This window comes from Shewanella sp. SM32 (assembly GCF_025654235.1).
GTDB classification, from domain to species: Bacteria; Pseudomonadota; Gammaproteobacteria; order Enterobacterales; family Shewanellaceae; genus Shewanella; species Shewanella oncorhynchi.
Map to the genome: position 1 here is coordinate 1 of NZ_JAKKRO010000023.1, position 21461 is coordinate 21461.

Consider the following 21461-nt stretch of genomic DNA (forward strand, 5'->3'; position numbering starts at 1 on the left):
CAGGTATATTTTGCGCACCCTTATCGTTCTTGTGAACGAGGAGCGAATGAAAACGCCAATGGATTACTGCGGCAGTACGTCAAAAAAGGGGTTGATTTGAGGCTAGTGAGTGATGAATTAATCGAATTTGCTCAGAATAGAATTAACTATCGACCCAAAAAGTGTTTGAAGTTTAAGCAGCCTGCCGTGGTGTTTCACCAGTTAGCTGCTTAATTGTCGAGTGTCGCACTTCGGGGTTGAATTCGGGCACGAGTACTCACTTAGAAAGAAAGGTAGTTTTATATGAAAAGACAACAAGGTTTTACCTTAATTGAATTAGTCGTAGTGATCATCATCTTAGGTATTCTTGCTGTCACAGCGGCACCTAAGTTTATTAACCTGCAAGGTGATGCAAGAGCTTCAACTCTGCAAGGTTTAAAAGGCGCAATTCAAGGGGCTAATAGTCTAGTTTACTCAAAAGCGGCGTTAACAGGTAAAGAGGTTGGTTCTCAAACAGTGACTTTAGACTCTGGTACTGTGGCTGTCATCAATGGATATATGCGTTCAACTAAACTGTCATTAGAAGCTGGAATGGACATTACTTTTGATGTTGAAGCTGCTAGCGGTGGAACACAGGCAACTACAGCTGATTGGATAATTGCTGAAACAACTGGGACTCCTGGCTCTGCGAAAATTTATGCTCATGGTGCTCCAGCTAATTGCTTCTTAACTTACACTGAAGCAAAAGTAGCGGTAACAACAGGTACTGTTACTCCTGCTGAGCCTCCTAAATATGTGATTACGGATAGTGGTTGCTAATTCAACTGTTATCAAAAGGCCTGCCTAGCAGGCCTTTTTTTTAGATAAAATACGGTTCTTGCATGATGTTAAATAAATGAGCCAGCCCAGGGTTTTCCGACATTTATTTGCGTTAATCATATCGTTGGCAGAAACTGAACCTAGTACATGAAATCAGCAATTAACGCGAGTGATGCTTAAATTCTCTATGTCAAAACAGGCCGGATTTACTTTAGTAGAATTAGTAACGACCATCATCTTGATTTCAATTCTTGCTGTGGTTGTACTGCCACGCCTGTTTACTCAGTCTTCCTACAGTGTGTATAGTTTACGTAACGAGTTCATTAGCGAGCTGCGTCAAGTACAGCAAAAAGCGCTCAATAATACCGACAGGTGTTTTCGTGTAACCGTTTCTGGCACTGGCTATCAAGTGAGTCAATTCTCTACCCGAAATGGGGCGGTTTGTTCTGGTACCGCATTATCGCCAAACCCGCTTTATACCCAAGCTTTTCAAGGTGGTGCTCAATTAGTGCTAGTAGGCCCTAACAGTACTAATATCAGCAACTTCAGCCTCGATTTCGATATCGATGGTAGCACTTCGTTGGCTTGTAATGGGCCATGCATTAATGTGATTGCTAATGACACTGTGATGATTAACGTCTCCTCCGAGGGCTATATTTATGCGAATTAATCCTCGGTTGCTATTGGGCAAAGCATCAGTAAAAGCATCCAAAAAAGCCAAACCACAGCAGGGTTTTACCCTTATCGAATTAGTGATTGGCATGCTGGTGATTGCCATTGCGATAGTGATGCTAACCAGCATGTTATTCCCCCAAGCTGATCGTGCGGCCAGTACCTTACATAGAGTACGCAGTGCTGAGCTTGCACATTCGGTGATGAATGAAATCTGGGGTAAACGTTACGATCAAAACACTAATGCCAATGGTGGCACACCAGCCTGTGGTAGTCCGCTCGGTAGTAATTGTTCAACGTCATTAGGCCCTGAGTTCGGTGAGAGTCGTAACAACTTTAACGATGTGGATGATTACAACGGCTTAAATGAAACCGCGACTATGCTCAATTCGACCCAAACCTATGCAAATGCTTATCCTAACTATCGCTTAAGCGTCACCGTTGCTTATGGCGCAGTGTCCAATACTAAGCTAGTGACGATTAATGTGACTACGCCCGACAACGAAGTGATTACTTACAATATGGTGAGGAGTAATTACTGATGGCCTCACCTTTATCTGCGGTTAATAAAAAATCCACACTAGGTTTTACCTTGGTCGAGATGGTCACTGTTATCTTGATTCTGGGGATTCTCGTGGTCGGGGTGAGTAGTTTTATTATTTTTGGTACGCGGATTTTTGTTGAGTCGAGTTCAGTCGATCAAGTGCTAAGTCAGAGCCGTTTTGCCGTTGAGCGAATGACCCGTGAGCTGCGTAGTGCCTTGCCTAATAGCCTGCGAGTTAATACTGATTCGCTAACCTATCAATGTATTGAATTTGTGCCTATCGAAGCCAGCACGACTTATCTAACCATGCCAATTGTGCCTGCTGCTGCCGCGAGCACTGGGATAGTTATTCTAGATAATACGGTGAGTGCGATTCGTGTGAATCAATTCGCTTGGATCTATCCCTTGATTGATGCCGATGTGTATAGCAGCGCGAGACAAAAGCGGGCACAGGTTAAAACGATTGCGACTTCGCCTTCCCCTTTGGAGCATCAAGTGACGCTGACTTTTACTGCGCCAACACGTTTTGCAGAAGCATCACCACGACAAAGGATCTATTTTGGTTCGAGTCCAGTGAGCTATTGCTTTGAAAAGGGGCCAAGCGGCAATGAATTACAATTATTGCGTTATGCTGGTTATAGCTTTAATGCCATTCAGCCAAATCCTGCCGCTATGCCTGCCACTATGGGCACGGGCGTGCTAATGGCGCAAAGTGTGGCAAATGTTTTAAATAATGGTGCTGATTTACCGCTGATTTTAACGCCATCTAGCCTAGTGAATAATGCCATGGTGCATTTACAACCGCGGTTTAATGTTAATGGTGAGACGTTCCAATATCGACATCAAGTGCAGGTGATCAATGTTCCTTAATTCACATTGTCGCTCGGTAGGGCGTAACTCAGCATCCAGATCATCACTATCAAGATCGTCCTCTCATGCTTTACCTGCGCGTCAACGCGGCAGTGCATTGATTATTGGCGTGTTTGTGATCACAGTGATGTTTCTACTGGCGTCAGCCCTGATCAATATTGTGCAGGATGGCGATACTGGATTAACCCAGGAGGTGTGGGGGACTCGTGCCTTTGCCGCCGCGAACAGTGGCGCCGATGCCGCGTTAGCACAGTTATTTCCATTAAACGGTAGTGTAGGTATTTGTTTGGCAAGCAGTTCTTGGACTCCACCGAATGTAGTCGGTTTTCATGCTTGCCGTGTTGAACTTAGTTGTAAAGCATATGCCGTAGACACTGTCACCCAATATCTAATTAACAGTAAAGCGGTATGTGAGAGTGGTGAGATTCGCGTCAGCCGACAAGTTGAGGTAGAAGCCCGTGGTTAGACTTTTGATGATATTAAACTTGGCACCACGTTATCAAATTCATTATATGCGTTGCTTATTGCCTAACTTGCTGTTTATCTTTTTTATTCTTACCTCATCGCCAACTTATGCCGCAATTGATTGTAATAGTGTTTTCCCCGGGCCAATACAGAGTTTTAGTAGTAGCGGCGAACTCTATATGCAAAGCGGTGCGCTAATTGAAAATTATAATGTTTTAGATGTTTGCTTTAAAACGGTAAAAAATTACCATGAAATGAATGCCAATGCTTGTGGTATAGGGAAGTGTCAGATTTCGGGGACTCCCAGTTTGGCAAGGGCTGCACCCACTTTTGTCAATAGCTCTACTTCTGCAACCAATATTGTAGCCAATTGGACAACGCCCTCTGTAGAGCTTGGAACGACAGCGGGTTATGGTCAACGATTTAATAGTAGTCGTTGGGATATAGGCGCATTAACGATTAATACAGGCGGTAATGTCACCGTATCAGAGGCTTATTCAACATACGTTATAAAAGATCTGACCTTTTTTAATTCGAGCATTATGACTTTAAAAGCTGGTAAAACTTATATCATTGATGGCGATCTCAATCTTAATTCAGGCACATTAAATATAGTGGGTACGGGTGATACAAAATTGTATATTAAAGGTAGTTTCATCATCGATGGAGTATCGCAATTTATAGGGTTAAGCACATTAGATGTCTATATTAAGAATGATTTATTGGTTAGAGGTAGTGCTAAAGTTCAAGGGAGTTATTACGTTGCTGGTAACGCAACATTACAAGAAACCACTGTCTTAACTGGTCGTCTCAGTGCTAAAAACGTCACCCTAGAGAGCAATAGTAAGGTGATTTATGATGCCGGTGCACCAGTCTTACAATGCTTTAATGATACATTTTCCCAAACTACACTAAGCAGTGATTGGGTCGTTTCCCGCAGTAGCGGCACTTTTACTCCATCGATTCGTAGTGGCCGTTTACGCTTAACTGAAGCTTTATCTAATCAATCTACTGCATCGACCTATCAACGATTATTTCCTGCCGTGGCAAACCTAGTGGAGATCCAGTTTGATCATTATGCCTATGGTGGTAATGGTGCCGATGGCATTGCGGTGGTGTTATCGGATGCTTCTATAACGCCCCAACCCGGTGCCTTTGGCGGTCCCTTAGGTTATGGCTATAAGCCAGGGATTAGCGGTTTTGCTGGCGGCTGGTTGGGTATTGGGATCGATGAGTTTGGTAACTTCTCCGGTGAAGGTGGCAGTTATAATATCGGCCAACGTCGTCAATCTGTTGCGGTGCGTGGCTCTGGTACTGGTACCTCAGGATACCGTTATTTGAAGGGGACTTGTAACAATGGCAGCAGTAATACCAATGGCAACTGTTTATCTCCCACGGTCGATGGTAACAATGTCTCGCCAGCCTATAGATATAAAATTACTATAGATTCGCAGGTTTCGGGCCAGTCGATAGTGAAGGTTGAACGTAATACGGGGTCGGGGTTTGTCACCTTAATCCCTGCTTTTAATGCGATTGCACAATCAGGGCAAGCGGCGACCCCCAGTGACTTCTTGATGTCACTTACGGGATCTACTGGTGGCTCAAATAACAATCATGAAATTGATAATGTGCAAATTTGTGCCTTGAAATCTAACCCTATTGGCGCCCAAATCGATCATTTTGAGTTTGATCATACCGGGCAGGGATTAACCTGTAATCCCGAAACCGTGACGATTCGAGCCTGTGCCAACGCCAGTTGTAGCCAGCTCTTTACCGATCCTTTGATGGCAACCTTGTTACCCGAATCCGCCTCCGAAGGAATATGGGTTGGCGGTAATCAAGTGAGTTTTAGTAATGGCAGTACTCAGTTACAGTTAAGACGTAATATCCCAGGTAAAGTGACCTTGGGTGTAAAAGGCTCTAATCCCACCACTAAACCATTAAGCAAAACCCTTTGTAGAGTTGGCTCAGGATCCTTGAGCGAGAATGCTTGCTCACTGGCTTTCGCCGACAGTGGGTTTATCTTCGACGTGCCCGATAAATTGGCCAATAAACCTATTAATGTGTTGGTCAAAGCGGTGAAAAAATCCGATGTGACGAAGCAGTGTATCCCAAGCTTCCAAAGCCAGACCAAAACGCTGAATTTCTGGAGCAGTTACCAAACGCCAAGCGCGCCTATCTCGTCTAAAGCCGTCACCATCAACAATACGGCAATTGGCACCTCGAGTGTCTTGCCTACGGCGGTGAACCTGCTGTTTGATACCAACGGACAAGCAAGCATTTCAGTCAATTACCCTGATGCAGGTAAATTACAATTAGATGCAAAATATACAGGTACTGGTGATGAACAGGGCTTAGTCATGGCAGGTTCAGACCAATTTGTCAGCGTACCCGCGGGATTGTGTGTTAAGCCTGTGGACGCCAGTGCCAGTTGCCCAAGTGCGAATATGACGTGTAATGTTTATCGTAAAGCGGGTCAAACCTTTGGTATGACGGTGCAAGCGATGGCATGGGAAAAAGATGGCGATCCGGACTTTTGTTCGGGCAACTTACCCACGCCTAACTTTAGTGATGCGCAGATGAAGCTTGCCAGTAAAGTCGTTGCGCCAAGCATTGCCAACGGCGGACTTGATGGGGCGTTAGGCGTGGCATCCTATAGCCACTCGGCGCAGGCCAATAATCTCAATACCATCAGTAATCAGACCATCAGCGAAGTTGGAGTATTCCAAATTGCAGCGCAGGCGGGCCCAAATTATTTAGGGACGGCAAGCAGCTTAAATATTCCAATTGGATATTCAGCTAATATTGGCCGTTTTGTGCCCGATAGATTTTTAGTCAGTAACGTATCGGTCATACCTGCCTGTGGCAGCTTTAGCTATATGGATCAGCTGTTCCCTATGTCGATGGAGCTCAGTGCTTTAAATATCGCGGGGGATATAACGAAAAACTATTTCCCGCCATTTTCCCTCGCCACTGCCAAATTAGTGGGAGAAAACAACAATAATGGTGTCGATTTACAGAGTCGCTTAAGTGCCTTACCTATAAAGGCTGATAGTTGGAATCAAGGTGTGGCGATGGTCGATGCTTCTTACCAAGCTAACTTTAGCCGGGTGACCCCAAATGTAGCGACGAATCTGTATCAGGATGGCCCCTTCGAGCTGCTCGATATTGGCGTGCAATTGATGGATAACGATCCTCGGCCGAATGGGCTTTACAGCTATGTGGCCTCACCAGACATGGATGCAGCATCTACAGGCACTTGCACTAACTGTAATGCTAAGAAAATCAGCACTCAAACCCTTCGTCATGGCCGTGTGGTGATGGATAACACCTATGGTCCTGAGACAGAAATACTGCGTATGCCGACTCGAGCCGAATATTGGAATGGCAGCAGCTGGGCCTTAAATACTGCCGATAACTGCACAACGGCAGTGTATGCTTTGGGTTCGCAGGTTGATAATTCCGCTCTTGGTTACAATTTTGATCCCGACTTAGTGGCGGGACAAAGTGTTGTGCGTTCTGGCGGGACTGCAACATTCCAAGCTGGCCAATTTGAGTTGCTCTGGCAAGCCGTTACAACAAGTGGGTTGCCATACCGTGGCCAAGTGACGGCGCCCTTGGATGTGCCGACATGGCTAGAATGGTACTGGAATTGGAATGGCGTATCGCCAACAGAGGTCACTGAACCGCGCGCAAGTGCGTATTTGGGTCGTTATCGAGGGCATGACAAAATAATCTATTGGCGTGAGGTAAACTAATCTGAGTTATTTCTCTCATTAAATTGAACTCAGGCTTTCCCTTGAAATGGGCTGCCATTTCACTTATTGGAAGTCGACGAAAACGCTTGTAACAGATTTTAAATGCAATGCCTTAGTTTTATATCTGTTGCTGAATTGTATGTTTACTCGTTTTTTGTTGCTGATATTTTCGTCAATAAACAGTATTTTCCGCTTAAATACTGTTTTTTACGTGGCGATTTGAAAAAAAATCACTTCATTAGCGATTGTTAACCTCCTCGGTCTTGTGGAATCAGGGTGGCATTGATAAAGTTAGCTGATTTTTCTTTTCTTCTGACTCCACAGAATACAGGCTAGTTACATGTTTAAGAAGCTACGCGGCATTTTTTCTAATGATCTATCGATCGATTTGGGTACAGCTAACACATTAATTTATGTTCGTGGCGAAGGCATAGTCCTCAATGAGCCTTCTGTTGTTGCTATACGTGGTGAGCGTAGTGGCTCCGGTCAGAAATCTGTTGCCGCGGTCGGCACAGAAGCTAAACAAATGCTAGGCAGAACGCCTGGCAATATCCAAGCTATCCGTCCAATGAAGGACGGTGTCATTGCAGATTTTTATGTGACGGAGAAAATGCTGCAGCACTTTATTAAACAAGTGCACAACAATAGCTTTTTTCGTCCAAGTCCACGCGTGCTTGTGTGTGTGCCTGTTGGTGCTACTCAAGTAGAACGCCGTGCTATTCGTGAATCAGCCATGGGCGCTGGTGCTCGCGAAGTGTATTTAATTGAAGAGCCAATGGCAGCTGCGATTGGTGCGGGTTTACCCGTATCTGAAGCGACCGGCTCTATGGTGGTGGATATCGGTGGTGGTACCACTGAAGTCGCGATTATTTCACTTAATGGTGTAGTGTATTCGTCTTCAGTCCGTATCGGCGGTGATAAGTTTGATGATGCGATCATCAACTACGTCCGCCGTAATTACGGGAGTTTGATTGGTGAAGCTACGGCTGAGCGTATCAAGCACACTATCGGCACTGCTTATCCTGGCGATGAAGTGCTCGAGATCGAAGTCCGCGGCCGTAATTTGGCAGAAGGTGTACCTCGTAGCTTTACACTGAACAGCAATGAAATTTTAGAAGCCTTACAAGAGCCATTATCTGGCATCGTAAGTGCTGTGATGGTGGCGTTAGAACAATCTCCACCAGAATTAGCTTCAGATATTTCTGAGCGCGGTATGGTGTTAACTGGCGGCGGCGCTTTATTGCGTGATTTAGACCGTTTATTAATGCAAGAAACCGGAATCCCTGTAATGGTGGCGGACGATCCATTGACCTGCGTAGCACGTGGCGGTGGTAAAGCCCTCGAAATGATTGATATGCACGGCGGCGATCTGTTCTCCGAAGAAACCTAATTTAACTTCGGTATGGGGCGGTTAATCACCGCCTTAGCTTTCCTATGAAGCCAATTTTTGTTCGTGGTATTTCAAACCAATTCCGTCTGACACTGGCAATTATTTTGTCGGTGGCTTTGCTCGTGGCTAATCATCGCCTCGATCCTGTACGGCAATCGTTATCCTCTTTTTTTAGTCCATTGCAGTATTTAGCGAGCGTGCCCGGTGTTGCGCTTGACTGGTCGTCTGAAAATTTTGCCACCCGCAATATGTTAGCGTTGCAGAATAAAGAGCTGCTCAGGCAGCAATTGCTGATGAGTGAACGCTTACAGCGTTTCGAACACTTACGCCAAGAAAATGAACGTTTGCGCGCACTGTTGGGCTCACCAGCCTACCTTGATTCGCGCAAAATGGTGGCTGAAGTATTGGAGGTTGCTAGTGATCCTTTCCATCACTATGCGGTGTTAAACCATGGTTCACGCAGTGGTGTATTTGTTGGGCAGCCTGTGGTCGACGCCCAAGGGGTTGTTGGCCAAGTGGTACAAGTCAGTGAAATGACCAGTAGGGTGCTATTGCTCTCCGATGTATCACACGGATTACCTGTGCGTATCACCCGTAATGATGTGCGCCTTGTTGCCAATGGTACGGGTGAGTTAGATGAAATAGAGTTGCGCCATGTGGCCAAGAGTACTGACATTCGTGTCGGCGATTTGCTGGTCACCTCAGGTTTAGGGAATCGTTTCCCGGAAGGTTATCCGGTCGCGCGGGTAATGGAAGTGTTGACTGAAGATGGTCAAAGTTACGCTCGAGTTACCGCCCAGCCTTTAGCGGCTTTAGATCGTATTCGTTATTTATTGTTGATTTGGCCATCCCCCGATTCTGGTGTGACTTTACCGAGTCAGCCTACCGTGTCTGCTGCGGATCATTCATCGAGCGATAATGTACCAAAAGCAGATAGCGCTGTTCCTGCTGGCGGAAGTGTCACGCCAGCAGAGGCTTCTAAACCTGTGACCGCGCCTGCGACCAAATCGTCAACGGAAACCACTCCTCCTGTGGCTGAGGTGCATTAATGAGTTTTCAGGCCGCCAATGGGCGCTTTATTGTTTGGGTGACATTATTTATCGGCGTGATCAGCCAGATCATGCCTTTGCCAAGTGCTGTTGATGCTTGGCGTCCAGACTGGCTATTAATGATTGTTCTCTATTGGTCTATCGCATTACCCCACAGATACAACATCTTAACCGCATGGGTTTTAGGCCTAGTATTAGATATTTTATTGGGAGCCACCTTAGGTGTGCGCTCTTTAGCCATGTCTTTGGTTATTTATATCGCTATCTTGCATTGCCAGCGTTTGCGAAACTTCCCTCAATGGCAGCAGTCGTTAGTGATCATGCTACTGATTTGTATTTATCACTTAGTGATTTACTGGGTTGAATTTGTGATGCAAGAGGCTGTTTTCAAAACGGATCTATTTTTACCTGCGATTTCAGGATTAGTGATCTGGCCTTGGATATTTTGGATTTTACGTCGGGTTCGACGTCATTATAAGGTTCGTTAACTGTGGATTTAGTTTTAGCTTCAACTTCGCCACGTCGCAAAGAATTATTGGCACAGATTGGATTCGGTCGTCCTGAGTTTAGTTTCACGCAAGTGGCACCTGATATTGATGAAACTGTGCAACAGGGCGAAGCGCCAAGGGATTATGTACGACGTTTAGCCGCTGAAAAAGCCCAAGCTGGACTGGCATTATGCGCAGATATGTCACAGCCTGCTGTATTAGGTTCTGATACTATCGTAGTGCTTGAAAATCAAATATTAGGCAAACCGCTGGATGTGGCCGATGCTAAGCAAACGCTCAGTGAACTGTCTGGCCGAACGCATACTGTGATGACGGCTGTGGCACTGACCTACAAAGCAGGCGAGTCTGACTCAACCTTAAAAATCTCAGTGCGCTTAGTTGAAACACAAGTGCGTTTTTGCGCTTTATCGACAGCTGACATTGAGGCTTATGTGGCTTCAAAAGAGCCCATGGATAAGGCGGGCAGTTATGGCATTCAAGGGCTCGGCGGTTGCTTTGTGGCTGCAATTGAAGGCAGTTATTCTGGCGTTGTAGGTTTACCTCTGGTTGAAACGCGTGAGTTGTTAGCCGAAGTTGGCTTTATTTAACTGCTGCTGGTTGCTTATATTGCGATTTTGGCTTGAGGTTAGAATGAACCTTATTGGCGTTTAGGGCTCTGAATCGAGTACTCCAATGACGTTGACCTTGTTCCTTTATTCGGTTTTCATGCTTAGAGAGTTTGTAACTTCGATTAATTAATCTAGTTTCCCGAATGGGGTGAGTCGTGAATACCAGTCGCTTAAATCCAAATAAAATACAGCGCAAGATGGGTTCAGAATTACTGATCAACGTAACTCCATCTGAGGCGCGCGTTGCTTTAGTTGAGCATGGTGTGCTGCAAGAAGTCCATATTGAACGCCGTATGAAACGGGGTTTAGTGGGTAATATTTACAAAGGTAAAATCAGCCGTGTGTTACCCGGTATGCAAGCCGCCTTTGTCGATATTGGCTTAGATAAAGCGGCTTTTTTACATGCGTCCGACATAGTGCCACACACTGAGTGTGTCGCCGATGTTGAGAAAGGTCATTTCGTTGTTCGTGATATCGCCGAGTTAGTCCGTCAAGGGCAAGACATTATGGTGCAAGTGGTTAAAGATCCGCTGGGCACTAAGGGCGCACGCCTAACGACCGATATCACGCTGCCTTCCCGTTATTTAGTCTTTATGCCAGGTTCTAGCCATGTTGGTGTTTCCCAGCGTATTGAACTAGAAGAAGAACGCAGTCGCCTCAAACAAATTACTTTGCCCTATGTTGATGATGACGGTGGTTTTATTATCCGCACCGCCGCCGAAGGCGTAGGGGAAGATGAGTTATCCCAAGATGCGGCATTTTTACGCCGAGTTTGGTCAAAGGTGAGTGAGCGACGTAAACGCAGTGGTGTGTCGCTCCTGTATCAAGATTTAGCCTTACCTGTGCGCATTGTGCGTGATTTTGTCGGTACTGAGCTGGACCGTATTCAAGTGGATTCTCGCCGCACTTTTGCCGAGTTGCAGTCTTTTGCGCAGGAGTTTATGCCAGAGATTGCCGATAAGATTGAGCATTATTCAGGGCCTGCGCCTATTTTTGATCTCTACGATGTGGAGAACGAAATTCAACGTGCACTCGGCCGTAAAGTCGAGCTCAAGTCTGGTGGCTATTTGATCATAGATCAAACCGAAGCCATGACGACTGTGGATATCAATACCGGCGCCTTTGTGGGGCACAGGAATCTTGAAGAAACCATTTTTAATACCAACCTCGAAGCGACCCAAGCGATAGCGAGGCAGTTACGTCTGCGTAATCTCGGCGGCATCATTATTATTGATTTTATCGACATGATGACGGCGGATCATAAGGCTCGTGTTCTTAGCAGCTTAACCAGCGCTTTGTCTAAAGACAGGGTGAAAACCAATGTGAGTGGTTTTTCGGGGTTAGGTCTAGTCGAAATGACCCGTAAGCGTACCCGAGAAAGTTTAGAGCATGTCGTCTGTGGCGAATGTCCGGCCTGCCATGGCACGGGGAGCATGAAGACAGTCGAGACGGTTTCCTATGAGGTCTTTCGCGAAATAATCCGTTTAAACCGTGCCTACGATGCTGATGAGTTCCTGTTGTACTGTTCGCCTGCCGTGTATCAAAGTCTGCATACCGATGATAATCATCTTATTGCTGAACTTGAGGTTTACATAGGTAAGCGCATCCGTTTGCAAAATGAGCCTATGTACTCACAGCACAAATATGATGTGGTGATGATGTAGTGGCTACGCTTTTTACTGCAAAAAAATTTAGCCGTTTTTGTTGGCAATTTCTGGCGCTTATTTTGGTCTTGTTTGCGCTTGCCGTCAGTTTGATCCGTGGCTTATTACCGCAGGTTGATGAAGTTCGCCAGCAACTGGTGAATTACGTAAAAAGCGAATATAAAGTCGATGTGCAAGTGGGGGAGTTATCCGCCCATTGGCAGGCATTTGGCCCTGCAATTAACATCGATGACTTAGTGATCCCGCCACAGGAACAACTGCCTGTGACCTTGATGATCAAGAACGTACAAGTGAAGTTAGATTTTTGGCAATCGCTGCTCACGCTCACCCCGCGAATCGAAGATGTTATTTTTGTGGGTGTCCATGTCGCTTTAGACATGGATAAACTTACCGAGAACGATCCCGCCACAATTAATAAAGCCCCGCAACTCGATTGGCTCTATGCCCTATTACTCAAACAACTCGATAGATTCTCCTTAACCAATGCCACAGTGCAATTGCTGAGCATGCACCAAGAGTTTCGCCCGATCCATATTCGTCATTTGAACTGGCGCAATCAGGGTGAACGTCACCGCGGTGCGGGAGAATTGTATCTTGATAGTCATGCCTCTAAGCATGAGTCTCTCGGATTACAGTTAGATATCAATGGCGATGGTGCAAATCCCGACAGTTTGACTGGGCAGATTTATTTGGCGGCTAACTCTTTAGACTTAGGTGAATGGGCTTCACGTCAACCTAATCCCTATGATTCCACTCAAAAGTTACCCTTAGAAGGGGTTGTCAATCTTAAGGCTTGGCTTACGTTTGCCGACCGCAGCATCAGTTCTGCTATGGTTCATTTTGAGCCGAGCTGGCTGCAATGGACATTAAAGCAAGAGCCGCAGAAATTTGAAATTCAAGCGGGCGATATTGTTTGGCAGCCAAAGGCGACGGGTTGGGAAGTACAAAGTTCAGGACTGGATTTTGTCACCAATGGTGAGCATTGGCCGGCATTAACGCTGGCCGCGAAGCGTCAAAACGATGAATTATTTGCCTATGTGAATCAAGTTAATACTCAGAGTCTATTGCCGCTGCTGCCGCTATTTCCTGGAGTCGATAGAGCCGTATTACGTCAATGGCATGCGTTAGCTCCCGAGGCGAATATTGGACCAATCCGCCTGTATCAAAAAGCCGACCATCCTTTGCTCGCCAGTACCGAAGTGAAGCAGTTGCATTGGCAGAAGGTTGACGGTATTCCCAATACTCATCCTGTAGATGTGAACCTGCGCTGGCAAGATAAGACGCTGTATTTCTCTCTACCTGAACAAGTGTACACTCTTGATTTTGGCGATGAATTTTCGGCGCCATTAGTGTTCAATGGGGCGCCAATTGATGGTCAATTCGATACTGAACATCTGAGTTTAAATGTGCCTCAGTTGCAGCTTGAAAACGAAGATATCGGCGTTGATGCGGCATTGAATTTGGACTTTAGCGGTGCTGCACACATGGCGCTGGCGGCCAATGTTCGTATCAACAATGTGGCCAATGCCGACAAGTATTTCCCTAATAAGGCTATGGGTGAATCACTGGCCGAGTATTTGGATACTGGGCTTAAAGCGGGTCAGACCCAAGATGCGCAAGTTGTTTGGCGTGGTCCGTTAAGTGGTTTTCCCTTCGACGATAATAGCGGCGTATTTCAGGCAGCATTTACCTTAACAGATGCCAAATTTCAGTTTCAACCCGACTGGCCTGCGGTCACAGATCTGTCCCTTAACGCTTTGTTTGAAAATACCCGCATGGATCTTTGGTTAAACCAAGGCAAGCTGATGAATGTGGATGCCACAGGGGCCCATGTATTTATTCCCGCCATTGGTGAACAGACGCTGCTAAGGATTGAAGCCGAACTTGCTACTCAAGGCAGTGCGGCGACTAAGGTGTTACAAGCCTCACCTTTGGCGAGCTCAGTAGGCAAAACCTTAGATGTCGTGCAAGTGCAAGGTGCTGTTACTGGCACTTTAGACATCAGCATTCCACTGTATGAAGGTGAAGCTGAAGATATTCGTGGTCAAATCCGTTTTGATAATACACCGGTATATATTGCTCAGCCAGGGCTTCAACTTCATGGCGTGACTGGTGTAGTCGACTTTGCGAATGAGGTTGTGACAGGAAAAGGCATTAAAGCGCGCTTGTTCGAACAACCGCTTAGTTTAACTTTCGACACTCAGCCTAAAGGTAAAGATTTTGGCCTTAATCTTTCGCTGAAAAGTCGTTGGGATCTCAGCCGTCTCCCCGATGAATTGCACAATCCCTTGAGTGATTTTTATCAGGGCAAAATCAGTTGGGACGGCGCTATGACTATGCTATTTACTGAGCAAGGTTATCAAATCCAAGCCAAAGTGACTTCGGATATGCTGGGGACGCAACTGTTACTCCCTGGATACTTTGCTAAACCCGAAAATGAACCACGACCTTTAGTCGCCGAGTTTGTTGGCGATCAAGATGATGCGACGCTCGATGTCAAACTTGCCAGTCATGCCGAGTTTATCGGTGGTTTCGATGCCGATAAAGGCGCAAATTTTAGTTATTTTGACTTGTTATTGGGGCGTTTATTCGATGAGGATGAAGTCAGAAATACGGAACAAGGTCATATTCAAATCGATCTCGGTAAGGCCAAATTAGCCGAATGGTTACCTGTGATTAATGCCTTTGTTGGTCAAGATAAAATACCGAAAACGGGCATTTTAGTAGATGATATTCCCCATAAAAGTTTATTTCCCGCGGTGGCGAGTATCGATTCTCATATCGGTCGGCTCGATCTTTTAGGGCAACAACTGACGGAGCTTAGGCTTAATGCTAAGCCTAACGAGACGGGATGGCGTTTTAATACCGTTGCCAACGAATTTGACGGTTGGATCGATTTCTATCCAAATTGGAAAACTCAAGGTCTCAAAGTTGTGGCGAATAAATTCTATTTTTCACCTGAGGTAAAGCCGAACACGGATGCCGATTTTGCCAGTGATCAAGTGCTCACTAACTTGCCGCCAGTTGCAGTGAATGTGGAAGATTTTCGTTTCTTCGATAAATCCTTTGGAAAGCTCGTTTTGCAGGCGAGCCCACAAGCGGCAGGATATAAGATTCAAACATTGTCTTTGACTACGCCCAATGTCAATTTGCAGGGCAGTGGCATTTGGCAGCAACAGGCTGGACAGAATAAAACTGATCTCAGTGTTGAGTTAAATGCCACTCAGTTTAGTTATCTATCTGCTCAATTGGGTATAGAGCCTGGCGTTAATGAAGCCCCCTTGAAGGTTAATGCGGACTTATCTTGGCAAGGTGCTCCCTATGCCTTCTCCCTCGAAACCTTAAATGGCAAGGTGAAATTCAACTTAGGCAAAGGCCACTTATCTCAGGTGAGTGACAAGGGCGCGCGGATTTTCTCCCTGTTCAGTTTAGATTCTCTGGTGCGTAAACTGTCGCTGGATTTCACCGATGTCTTCGGTCAGGGCATGTATTTCAACTCTTTCAATGGCAATCTGCAGATTGATAATGGCGTGGTGAAAACCACAGACACTGAAATGGATGCCATCGCGGGTAATATGAAGGTGCGTGGCTATACGGATCTCACCACTGAAAGTTTGAATTACGATATCCGCTTTGTGCCGCAATTGGCCTCAAGTGTGCCGACTGTCGTATTGCTCAGTACCAGCGCTTGGACACTGGGTCTGGGGGCCTTTGCCCTGACAAAAGTGCTTGAGCCTGTGATTGAAGTGATTTCAGAAATTCGTTTTCGGGTGACAGGGACTATGGCAGAGCCTGTGGTCGAAGAGTTAGAGCGTAAGAGTAAAGAGATTGAAATTCCAGAATCTATTTTACCTGTGGTTGGCGTTGAGCGCCCAGCGGTGCCGACTGAAGCCGCGAGTCATAACGCCGATATCACTCAGCCGGTAGAAACTAAATCGACCGAGGCTCAATTAACAGAAGCTAAGCTAACTGAAGCTCAGTCAACTGAAGTCAAACCAAGCAACGCTAAATCTGAGCCACAGCTTCAAGAAACACAACCAGAAGCGCTCGAGCCACAAGACGTTAAGCCTGAAGAGGCCAGATCTGAAGAATCAAAGTCAGAAGAGCTAAAGCCAGCAACAGATCAAATTAAAGCGCTCGATTTAAAGCGGGAGCAACCTCAAGCGACGCCTTCGCCTGAAGCGCCGAACACGCATGCCACACCAGAGAATCAGCCAGCAGTAGAACCGATTAAGCAAATTCAGGGAGATCAAAATGCATATCAGCCTGTTGCAATGTCAGAGCAGTCGCGACGTCAGCGCCAATCTGCAGTTTATCGAATCGCAGCTTAACGAACTCAAACGGGATGTCGATGCGCCCCATTTAGTCGTGTTACCCGAATGCAGTTTACTGTTTGGTGGCCATGAAAGTCAGCAACTTGCCTATGCGGGCGATGTTCATCAGAGTCCGCTCAAATCGGCGTTAAGTGCACTGGCCGCCAAGTATCGGGTGTTTATGGTCGCGGGGACTATTCCGGCGTTGGCTGAGGATGGTCGTGTCTATAGTCGCAGTTATCTGTTTGATGATAAAGGTGATACTTTAGGGTATTACGATAAACTACACCTTTTTGATGTGGATGTTGCCGATGGTACAAAACAATATCGCGAGAGCGAAACCTTTTGCCCCGGTGATCACATTAGCGTTATCGATACACCTTTTGGCAAAATTGGCTTAACCATCTGTTATGATTTACGCTTTCCCGACTTGTTTAGGGCGATGCGCCTTGCGGGGGCTGAGATTATTACTGTCCCTTCTGCCTTCACTAAGGTGACGGGGGAAGCCCATTGGCAGGTATTGTTACAGGCAAGAGCGATTGAAACCCAATGCGTTATTCTTGCTGCAGCTCAGTGGGGACAGCATAACGAAGGCAGTCGAGAAACCTGGGGGCAGAGCATGATAGTCGGTCCTTGGGGGAATATTTTGGCTGAACTTAAAACCGGTACGGGTTGGGTACAGGCTGAGGTCGACTTAACCGAACTGCACAGTATTCGCAGTAAAATGCTCGTCATGCAGCATAATCGTTTCCTTGAACCAAGCTTGAAATAATGTGCCAATAGCCAGCAGACGAGTTGAAATGCTGAATTTGCGCTTGAGTCGATACGCAGCATTAACACATAGAATTAGTACACCGAATTTACACTCAGAATATCAAGATCCCTTGGGGTCAAAGAGAGCATAGATGCCATTTTTAGCACAAGTAGAGCAAAGTTTATTGAAGAATGGGTTAGCGTTAGATGGCCTGCAAACCTATCTAAACACCATACATCAGCACAAAATCGATTATTCCGATCTCTATTTTCAAGGTAGTCGCCACGAATCTTGGGTGCTGGAAGACGGCATCATCAAAGACGGTAGTTTCCATATTGAACGCGGTGTGGGCGTGCGGGCCATCAGCGGTGAGAAAACGGGTTTTGCCTATGCCGACGACATCACTCCTGCCGCCTTAAGCGCTGCAGTACAGGCTGCCCGTGGCATTGCTAGTGCGGGTGAGCAGACTCAGGTACAAGCCTTTAAACGTCAAAAAGCATTGGCGTTATACGACAGCTTAGATCCGATTGCGGCGATGGAAGAAGTCAAAAAAATCAACCTGCTGAAAGAAGCCGATGCGTTTATTCGCAGTCTAGATAGCCGGATTATTCAAGTGGTGGTTAGCCTTGCTGGTGTGCACGAAGAAATCCTCGTTGCTGCGAGTGATGGCACTCTGGCGGCCGATATCCGTCCTCTGGTTCGTTTTAACTGTAGCGTGATTTTGGAAGAAAACGGTAAACGTGAACGTGGCGGCGCCGGTGGTGGTGGTCGTCATGACTACGGTGTTTTAATGGCAAGCGATGACACAGGTTTACCTATGTGTTTCGCCTTTGCCCGCGAAGCCGTGCGTCAAGCGCAGGTCAATCTAAATGCCATCGATGCACCAGCGGGTGAAATGCCAGTGGTGTTAGGTAATGGCTGGCCCGGTGTATTGCTCCACGAAGCGGTTGGACATGGTTTAGAAGGCGACTTTAACCGTAAGGGTAGCAGTGCTTTTAGCGGCAAGGTTGGTCAGCAAGTTGCGTCTAAGTTAGTGACAGTGGTCGACGATGGCACCTTGCCTAATCGTCGAGGTTCACTGAGTATCGACGATGAAGGTGTACAAACCCAAAGAACGGTATTGATTGAAGACGGTATTTTAAAGGGTTACATCCAAGACAAACTCAATGCTCGCTTAATGGGTGTTGCGCCAACGGGTAACGGCCGCCGTGAATCCTACGCACATTTGCCTATGCCACGTATGACCAATACTTATATGACGGCCGGTGAGTCTGATCCCAGTGAGATTATCAAATCGGTGAAGAAAGGCATTTATGCCCCTAATTTTGGTGGTGGCCAAGTCGATATCACTTCGGGTAAGTTTGTGTTCTCAGCATCCGAAGCCTATTTGATTGAAAATGGTGAAGTTACTCAAGCCATTAAGGGGGCCACTTTAATCGGTAATGGCCCTGAGGCTATGAGCCAGATTTCTATGGTCGGTAACGATATGGCTTTAGATCAAGGTGTGGGCGTTTGTGGTAAAGATGGTCAAAGTGTGCCTGTGGGTGTGGGTCAACCGACCCTAAAACTCGATAAGCTTACCGTGGGCGGAACAGCATAAAACCTAGAACCTTACGCTTATGGGTTCTAGTCGCTGCCCACCATGAATGTTATCATTCGCAAAGGAAATTAGAGTAACTACTCTAGAGGTGTTAATGAAACTATCACGTGTGGTATGGCTGTGCCTATTATCATTGCCTTTGGCTGGCTATGCCCAGCCGATTAGCTTTACTGATGCTTGGCAGCAAGTGCTGAAGGTGAGCGACAAGTTGCAAGCGCAATCGCAGGAAGTTAACCGCGCTAAGGGTGAACAAGAGGCGGGCGAGAGCTTAAATTTGCCCTCATTAGACATTCGCGGTAACTATATTCATTTGGATAAACCGATTGAGTTTGATCTGAAAGAATTAAATTCTGTGATTTCTATCCCGCCATCGCTTGGGGGCATTATTGCGGGTATTCCGCCGCTGCCCTTAAGTGAACAAGATATTTTTAGCGCCAGCTTACAGGCAATGTGGCCGATTTATACGGGCGGACAGATCACTGCGGCTCAAGGTATACACGCGGCTATGGTGGCCGAGAAGCAACAAGAATTACAATTGGCTACTCGTGATTTATTTACCCTGCTGGTGGATAGATATTACGCTGTCGATGTGACGTTGGCATTGGTGAATACTCAGACCGATCTGGTTGGCTCGTTAGCTAAGCATGTTGATCATGCTTTAGCACTAGAGCGCGAAGGGCAAATTGCGAAGGTTGAGCGCCTCAATGCGCAGGTCGCCCTAGACAATGCTAAAGTCAATTTAGGCAGTGCTCGTCGGCAACACGAAATGGCAGTGATCGCGCTGGCTCGTATGCTACAGCAAAGTCAGGTGAGCACAAATTCTCCCTTATTTGTACTGCCACAGGCTCCTTCATTCGCTCAACTCAGCCAAATTACCCTGAGCCAACATCCGGCGCTCAAATTACTCGAAGCGAAAGAAACGCAAGCGAACGGTTTAATAGCGTTGGAAAAAGGTAAATACCATCCAACGGTTTTCCTCTTCGGTAACTACACCTTGTATGAAGAAGACACACTCTTGACGAGCATCACACCTGACTGGATGGTTGGGGTTGGGGTCAATGTGCCACTGATCAGCCGAGATGGTCGTAGTGGTAAGGTTGAAGCGGCGAAAAGTGCACTCTTACAAGCTCGTTATACCAAGGCACAAACTAAACAAGACTTGAGCCTGCTGGTGGATCAAAGCTATCGCCAATTATTACAGGCCGAGGAAGAAGTGACGGCGCTCGATACTTCGCTCGAACTTGCTATTGAAAACCTGCGCCTGCGTGACATCGCCTTTAATCAAGGGCTTTCAACCTCTATCGACAGAGTCGATGCGGAGCTGAAACTGAGCGCAGTGAAAACTCAGCAATTGGCTGCCCGTTATCGTTACGTGCAAGCCTATGCCAGATTAATGGCCATTAGTGGTCAACTAGATGAATTTATCGGTCGTACCATAGGCCGCACTCAAGAGCAGGAGACAAACAATGCGCGCTAACAGAATACTTGCCCTTGTGGCGTTGGTCGCATTAGGCCTTATCTTAGCCTATGGACTCAAGCTCGCTTATAGCCCGCAGCCGAGTTTGTTGCAGGGCCAGATTGAAGCCCGTGAGTACAATGTTTCGTCCAAGGTGCCAGGCAGAGTCGAACAAGTGCTCGTGCGCCGCGGTGATAGTGTGGCCCAAGGGGATTTATTATTCGCGATCCGCAGTCCTGAGCTAGATGCAAAGTTAATGCAGGCCGAAGGTGGTCGTGATGCCGCTAAGGCGATGCAGCTTGAAGCCAACAACGGTGCTCGCAGCCAAGAAGTGATGGCAGCCAAGGAGCAATGGCTCAAGGCGCAGGCGGCAGCAACACTCGCTAAAACCACTTATACCCGAGTCGAAAATTTATTTAACGAAGGTGTGGCGGCAAGACAAAAACGCGATGAAGCCTTTACCCAATGGCAAGCGGCAAAATACACAGAACAAGCTGCCTTAGCCATGTATCAAATGGCAGAAGAAGGCGCGCGGACGGAAACCAAAGTGGCTGCTGCAGGTAATGCCCGTAAGGCTGAAGGTGCAGTGAAAGAAGTTAGCGCCATTATGGAAGATAGCCAAATGCGCGCACCTAAATCGGGTGAGATCAGCGACGTGCTGTTACAGGCGGGTGAATTGGCACCCAGTGGTTTTCCGATTGTCAGTTTGATTGATATGCAGGATGCTTGGGCCGTGTTCCAAGTGCGAGAAGACCAACTTAAACGTTTCAAAAAAGGTCAAAAAATTCAATTAACGATTCCGGCACTCGGGCAGGATGTGGATTTTACTGTGTCCCATATCAGTGTGATGGGTGAGTTTGCCACTTGGCGTTCGACTGAAAGTGGCCATGATTTTGATATGCGAACCTTTGAAGTGGAATTGCGTCCAAACCAGCCGATTACCGATCTGCGTGTCGGCATGTCTGTGCTGCTGCGCAGTGAGTAAAAGTCGTGACTGAACGTACGCCTCAC

General features: G+C 46.7%; 16 protein-coding genes and 1 pseudogene. All 17 read left to right on the forward strand.

Annotated elements, in window-relative coordinates:
• Nucleotides 1-213, forward strand: a pseudogene (locus L5M10_RS11235) (IS30 family transposase); the annotation flags it as partial.
• Nucleotides 214-282: 69 nt separating this feature from the next.
• Nucleotides 283-798 (forward strand): type II secretion system protein, encoded by a 516-nt coding sequence (locus tag L5M10_RS11240; RefSeq protein WP_263255274.1) that lies wholly within the window; start codon nucleotides 283-285, stop codon nucleotides 796-798.
• Between the two features lie 172 nt (nucleotides 799-970).
• Complete coding sequence (locus L5M10_RS11245; protein WP_263255288.1) at nucleotides 971-1468, forward strand: Tfp pilus assembly protein FimT/FimU; 498 nt, start codon at nucleotides 971-973, stop codon at nucleotides 1466-1468.
• Entirely contained in the window at nucleotides 1458-2012 is a 555-nt protein-coding gene (locus tag L5M10_RS11250; RefSeq protein WP_263176113.1) for a type II secretion system protein, read from the forward strand. The genes L5M10_RS11245 and L5M10_RS11250 overlap by 11 nt, the downstream gene beginning before the upstream one ends.
• A complete protein-coding gene (locus L5M10_RS11255; protein ID WP_263255275.1) occupies nucleotides 2012-2884 on the forward strand; it encodes a PilW family protein in 873 nt (290 codons plus the stop codon). Before L5M10_RS11250 ends, L5M10_RS11255 begins: the two co-directional genes overlap by 1 nt.
• On the forward strand, nucleotides 2874-3350 hold the full coding sequence (locus tag L5M10_RS11260; protein WP_263223290.1) for an MSHA biogenesis protein MshP: 477 nt from the start codon (nucleotides 2874-2876) through the stop codon (nucleotides 3348-3350). Before L5M10_RS11255 ends, L5M10_RS11260 begins: the two co-directional genes overlap by 11 nt.
• Nucleotides 3343-7107, forward strand: a complete 3765-nt coding sequence (locus L5M10_RS11265; RefSeq protein ID WP_263255276.1) for a DUF6701 domain-containing protein — start codon at nucleotides 3343-3345, stop codon at nucleotides 7105-7107. Before L5M10_RS11260 ends, L5M10_RS11265 begins: the two co-directional genes overlap by 8 nt.
• A gap of 340 nt (nucleotides 7108-7447) precedes the next feature.
• Nucleotides 7448-8497, forward strand: a complete 1050-nt coding sequence (locus L5M10_RS11270) for a rod shape-determining protein (protein ID WP_105251284.1) — start codon at nucleotides 7448-7450, stop codon at nucleotides 8495-8497.
• Nucleotides 8498-8541: 44 nt separating this feature from the next.
• Nucleotides 8542-9546 carry a rod shape-determining protein MreC gene (gene mreC, locus L5M10_RS11275; protein WP_263255277.1) on the forward strand — a complete coding sequence of 335 codons (1005 nt, stop codon included), beginning with the start codon at nucleotides 8542-8544 and terminating at the stop codon, nucleotides 9544-9546.
• The gene (gene mreD, locus L5M10_RS11280) at nucleotides 9546-10034 is read left to right on the forward strand and encodes a rod shape-determining protein MreD (protein WP_105251286.1); all 489 of its coding nucleotides are present in this window, start codon (nucleotides 9546-9548) and stop codon (nucleotides 10032-10034) included. The genes mreC and mreD overlap by 1 nt, the downstream gene beginning before the upstream one ends.
• Nucleotides 10035-10036: 2 nt before the next feature.
• Nucleotides 10037-10642: a Maf family protein gene (locus L5M10_RS11285; RefSeq protein WP_263192960.1), complete on the forward strand. Its 606-nt coding sequence runs from the start codon at nucleotides 10037-10039 to the stop codon at nucleotides 10640-10642.
• Between the two features lie 218 nt (nucleotides 10643-10860).
• Entirely contained in the window at nucleotides 10861-12327 is a 1467-nt protein-coding gene (rng, locus tag L5M10_RS11290) for a ribonuclease G (protein ID WP_168825804.1), read from the forward strand.
• Nucleotides 12327-16658: a YhdP family protein gene (locus L5M10_RS11295; protein WP_263255278.1), complete on the forward strand. Its 4332-nt coding sequence runs from the start codon at nucleotides 12327-12329 to the stop codon at nucleotides 16656-16658. Before rng ends, L5M10_RS11295 begins: the two co-directional genes overlap by 1 nt.
• Nucleotides 16582-17412 carry a carbon-nitrogen hydrolase family protein gene (locus L5M10_RS11300; protein WP_263148064.1) on the forward strand — a complete coding sequence of 277 codons (831 nt, stop codon included), beginning with the start codon at nucleotides 16582-16584 and terminating at the stop codon, nucleotides 17410-17412. Before L5M10_RS11295 ends, L5M10_RS11300 begins: the two co-directional genes overlap by 77 nt.
• A 133-nt stretch (nucleotides 17413-17545) precedes the next feature.
• The gene (gene tldD / locus L5M10_RS11305) at nucleotides 17546-18994 is read left to right on the forward strand and encodes a metalloprotease TldD (protein WP_113940074.1); all 1449 of its coding nucleotides are present in this window, start codon (nucleotides 17546-17548) and stop codon (nucleotides 18992-18994) included.
• A 94-nt stretch (nucleotides 18995-19088) separates the two neighbouring features.
• Complete coding sequence (locus L5M10_RS11310; protein ID WP_263237163.1) at nucleotides 19089-20471, forward strand: TolC family protein; 1383 nt, start codon at nucleotides 19089-19091, stop codon at nucleotides 20469-20471.
• A complete protein-coding gene (locus L5M10_RS11315; RefSeq protein WP_168825663.1) occupies nucleotides 20461-21435 on the forward strand; it encodes an HlyD family secretion protein in 975 nt (324 codons plus the stop codon). The genes L5M10_RS11310 and L5M10_RS11315 overlap by 11 nt, the downstream gene beginning before the upstream one ends.
• Nucleotides 21436-21461: the final 26 nt, after the last annotated feature.

Excerpts from the sequence above, each read along its gene's own strand:
- L5M10_RS11315 (WP_168825663.1), top strand. The coding sequence starts at position 20,461 with ATGCGCGCTAACAGAATACTTGCCCTTGTGGCGTTGGTCGCATTAGGC.
- L5M10_RS11240 (WP_263255274.1), top strand. The coding sequence starts at position 283 with ATGAAAAGACAACAAGGTTTTACCTTAATTGAATTAGTCGTAGTGATC.
- L5M10_RS11245 (WP_263255288.1), top strand. The coding sequence starts at position 971 with ATGCTTAAATTCTCTATGTCAAAACAGGCCGGATTTACTTTAGTAGAA.
- rng (WP_168825804.1), top strand. The coding sequence starts at position 10,861 with ATGGGTTCAGAATTACTGATCAACGTAACTCCATCTGAGGCGCGCGTT.
- tldD (WP_113940074.1), top strand. The coding sequence starts at position 17,546 with ATGCCATTTTTAGCACAAGTAGAGCAAAGTTTATTGAAGAATGGGTTA.
- L5M10_RS11300 (WP_263148064.1), top strand. The coding sequence starts at position 16,582 with ATGCATATCAGCCTGTTGCAATGTCAGAGCAGTCGCGACGTCAGCGCC.
- L5M10_RS11270 (WP_105251284.1), top strand. The coding sequence starts at position 7,448 with ATGTTTAAGAAGCTACGCGGCATTTTTTCTAATGATCTATCGATCGAT.
- L5M10_RS11255 (WP_263255275.1), top strand. The coding sequence starts at position 2,012 with ATGGCCTCACCTTTATCTGCGGTTAATAAAAAATCCACACTAGGTTTT.
- mreD (WP_105251286.1), top strand. The coding sequence starts at position 9,546 with ATGAGTTTTCAGGCCGCCAATGGGCGCTTTATTGTTTGGGTGACATTA.
- L5M10_RS11260 (WP_263223290.1), top strand. The coding sequence starts at position 2,874 with ATGTTCCTTAATTCACATTGTCGCTCGGTAGGGCGTAACTCAGCATCC.
- mreC (WP_263255277.1), top strand. The coding sequence starts at position 8,542 with ATGAAGCCAATTTTTGTTCGTGGTATTTCAAACCAATTCCGTCTGACA.
- L5M10_RS11250 (WP_263176113.1), top strand. The coding sequence starts at position 1,458 with ATGCGAATTAATCCTCGGTTGCTATTGGGCAAAGCATCAGTAAAAGCA.
- L5M10_RS11310 (WP_263237163.1), top strand. The coding sequence starts at position 19,089 with ATGAAACTATCACGTGTGGTATGGCTGTGCCTATTATCATTGCCTTTG.